This is a genomic window from Myxacorys sp., from assembly GCF_059501405.1.
Window position 1 is genome coordinate 1 of sequence record NZ_JCACCM010000016.1, and the last position, 4,163, is coordinate 4,163.

At 43.5% G+C, this 4,163-nt stretch carries 2 protein-coding genes; both read right to left on the reverse strand.

Annotated features, from left to right (window positions below; genetic code table 11):
* Positions 1-454: 454 nt before the first annotated feature.
* A complete protein-coding gene (locus AC5I6P_RS01865) occupies positions 455-2,584 on the reverse strand; it encodes an NACHT domain-containing protein (protein ID WP_495692063.1) in 2,130 nt (709 codons plus the stop codon).
* Between the two features lie 580 nt (positions 2,585-3,164).
* Positions 3,165-3,602 carry a hypothetical protein gene (locus AC5I6P_RS01870; protein ID WP_495692064.1) on the reverse strand — a complete coding sequence of 146 codons (438 nt, stop codon included), beginning with the start codon at positions 3,600-3,602 and terminating at the stop codon, positions 3,165-3,167.
* Positions 3,603-4,163 lie beyond the last annotated feature (561 nt).

Below are 4,163 nucleotides of genomic sequence, written 5' to 3' on the forward strand. Positions count from 1 at the left end.
ACAGTTGCCTCATTGCGAATTCCGAATAGTCAAATTCGATTACGCGAACGGTGAGTGATAAGAGAGGGTTTCTCCGATTGGGCGAAGATGGACATCTAACTGCTTTTTGGAAACATCAATTCCAACCCATACTTTGTCCATAGCACCCTTGGTTAAAAGAACACCCTTCACACTCGCGCTTGCATGATTCGGGCTATGATGCCTAGGCAACTGTTCGAGTTTGCGATTGGCTGGGTGGTGACCCTTGCTAAGCTCGGCTTCTCAGAACCTGCGTTGTTTCGGTCTACCACCCTCTTCTAAAATACAAGCGTTGTTTGTCTTCAGACGTTTTGCCATGTTTAATCACTTCAGTACCATCGCAATCTAGGCAATGAAAAGGTTCAAGAACCATGAGTCCGAATCCGTTGAAGGGAACTTCCCATTCCAACAAGTGCTTTTGATAAAAACAACAGATCTATAGCACTACCCTCTTCGCAAAATGCTCCAACAGTTCTCGATGAATGAACCGATAGCGTCCCCCGATGCGTTGCACCAGTCGCCGCTCAGTGCAGTAGTTAAGAAAAGGAACGCAGAAGAAGGGGAATGTGCCGCTGTAGGCAAGAACGAAACGAAGACAGAAATGTTGTACAAAGGCTCTTCCTCCACTGTTGCCGAAGACGATAGCGATTGCCATGAAGCAACCAGGAATAATTGAATTTGAAAGAGATTGAAGAAAGATTGATAACCAAGTTTCAAGCGATGTCCCTACTTTGATCGTTGAAATCAAACGCAAAAATGCCATGCAAAGAATTCCTAAAGGAATTGCAATAACGCTGCTGAAGCATAGGTTAAGAAGGGAATTCCAAGTTCCTTGATTAGGTCGTGAGCGCACCTTCAAGTCCAAGTCCTGCTTCAGTCCAACAATTAGTCCACTAATCAGCCCCATGATTAGTCCACTAATCAGCCCTATGATTAGTCCAGTAGTCATTGAAACAACCAGTTCAGAACTCACTCCGCTAATTTTCCCGCCAATTAGTCCAATGATTAATCCAGAAATAGAGCAAACAATCAACCCTGACCTAAACTCGCAAATAAATTTTTGACTTGTTGCGCTCCATTTCAAAACTTGAAAGGACTCAACGGGTTGAATATCAGTCAGCCCAATAACGGAGCCAACAAACACACTAGCGATAAAGGCGATTGTTATTCCGGTTTTTAATGTAACTACTGATATAAATATTGGAGTAAGAATTGATTGAATGATTAATCCAATGATTAGTCCAACAATTAATTGATACAGGCGTTTATGTCGCGGGTTCTCTAACCAACTCGGCTGCATCTTCTCAATTAGAAAGTTCACCTCATTGTTTCTATTTAGCTGTCGTGCTGACCAAGACAAGTAGTGCCACACTATCCTAGCTGTAGGTTCCTTCTCTACAACCGTATAAGTCCACTTGCGTCCCTCTAGTTCTTTACGTCGATCGCTCGATCTCACATCGAAACTCAACTGCCCATCAATATACCGCTCCAACAACTCTCCTTTTGTCCGAAATGGCTGATTCACATCATAAATTGCAGCGGCGATCGACACAAAGAGAGGTACCCGTAATAACCCTGCTTCTTCATCCTCATGGAGTTCCAGCATCCGTCTCATTTCAGGCGTGTCCTGAATCTGTGTCCAAAGTTCCTCTCGCTGCACCTGCTCCAGATAAGCTTGAATCTGGTGATCGGTTAATGGTTCCAACTCTACTGCTCCCCGCAGATTCCTTAGCCGAATTTCCGACTCCTCAAATTGCTGGGATCTACAACATACTACAACTTGTGGATATTGCTTTGTAAAGTCATTCAGTTTCGCCATACATTTTTTCTGACGCTCCATCCCCAATTCATCTAATCCATCCAGCAACGGCAGTAACACTCTTTGCTCTAACCATTGCTCATATCGTTTTTGTTTTTTATCCCCTCCATGCAAATCGTAAAGCTGTTCGATAAGCCAATCATGAATTGATTGATGATCATTCTTCCAAGTCGATAATTCAAAGACGACTGGGATTACAGTTTTTGGATTATTCATTGCTCCAATCAGCAACTGCTCCGTCAAACTCAGTAGTACTGTCGTCTTACCTGCTCCCGGCTTTCCTAAAATCAGCAGTTTTCCTGCAATATCACTTCGTCCAAACACCTCAATCATCAACCGCCCTGGATCAAGCAACTCCGAATTCTTCCCTGCGATTATCAATCGTCGCTCTGACTCTAAAGGAGATCGATTCACCCGCTCCGGTTGCTCCAACAATTTCACTGGCATCAAAAAACGATCCCTCAGCAACACATACTTGAGCCGATTGATTACCTCTGCACGTTGCTCCTTAATTACCTGTTGCGACCATTCCCAATCAACCCCTGCAGCACGGTGCTGTGCCCCAAATATACTAATGTAGGTCTCATTGACGATTGTTTCGTTGACGATCGTAACGCGTTCTACATCCTGGAAGCCATATGCATCGCGTCCAGCCTGAGTTACCTGTATTTCGCTATTTGTAATTTGACTATCAGTAGTATTTATTCTTTGAGTTGGGCGAAATCTAAACCATTGAAACCAAGACATAAGTGAATGATTGAGAAGCTATACCCAATTTTACTCATACAGAAAATTAATCCTGGAGAGATCAAAGGGATTTCATTAAAAGTCTATAAGTTTTGCTGCTAAGTCAAACCAAGGTGCAATTTAAAAATTTTCATTGATTAAAATGAGCAAACAGGTCAAACCTTCTAGCTTGAGAATGCGACGACATGGAATGGCTGAAGATGCAAGTGCTGAGTACTGAAAAATTGTTTGAAGATTGCGAGATCGCAAATTGAACTCATCCAACAATATTTTCATAGAGAACTGCTTGCCAAAAATAAAACGTAATCTACTTCCCCAGCAGAACGACAAGAATTATCGGTATTAAGGCAATCAGCTGACCAGTTAATGCTACATAGAGTGAGACTTACCTAAGTTCTTGGTGACAAACAAGGCTAATCTACTGCCCAGAAAGGCTTTTAGATAGTCTAGCCAAAATTTTTGTGTCATCATGTACATTCTTCAACACATTCCTAGGAGAGCCACAAAGCCTATGCCTTGTCTATTTTGCAATGTTGTCGTCAACGGATTCGAGGTTAGAAGAACTTTAAATACAGTGGCATCAGAATCCTAACCATTTAGCGGCGGGGCCAAGCCAAGGTGTGATCGCACTAAACACTACTTGTCCTTTCTCCCACAATCCCTTACCTACCTCAGTCCCTTTATTTAGCATCTCCAGCATTTCTACAACGCGCTTCAGAGTCTTCGCTACCATCTCCTTATCCACATCGTCCCGCTTTGCCTCATCCTTCGCAGCACCAACCGAATTCAAAAGCTTCTGCTGCGTTTCAGCCTCAACGCCTGATTGTTTAACCGCTGTTTCTAATTCTTCCAACAGTTTCACCACATCCGCTCCGCTCAAAGCTTCTTGTTGTGCTAAAAGAGTGCCTGATTGGGCTGCGATCGCGTCCTCGCCCGCCTGAGTCATCTGAATCTGGCTCCCGACAAGATTGCTACCCGAAATTGATTGCGCTTGAGTGGGCTTCTTTTTCCAAAACATCGGCAGTTCCTCCAAATTTATTTCTATTCTAGAGAATTAGCTGAAACTGTCAGAACTGAGTACTCAAATTGGGTGTAGAACCACGACTCGATACACTGGCTACTGCTGTACAGCGCCAAGTTAATGGGATCGTCCCAACTTTCGGTGAAGTTAGCAATTCAAGCAGGCTGAAATCTAGAATTTAGGTTGGGCAAATTTGTGATTGCACTCGTCTTCACCAAAAGGTACGCCTTTGTATAGCAGCCGAGAAAAAATGGTCGTTAAGGACAAACTGTCCCACTTACGATGATTAGTCTGGTTTCCGTAAGCAAGCAAAAACAACGCAAAATCAAGCTTTTCCAGTATCGAGTGTCCCAGAAACAGTCAAAAACGGGACAGTCCGAGTCATTGAACACTTAATCAAACCAAGGACCGAAAGCCTTGCGTTATAAGCTCTTCAGCCTTAGCGACCAAAATTTCTCGGTTGCTATACAAAGGCGGTATTGAGCAACCAACCCCCAATTTTACAGGGCTGTTTCATTGTAGAAGAGGAAATATGCGCTGGAGTTGATTCGCCAACTG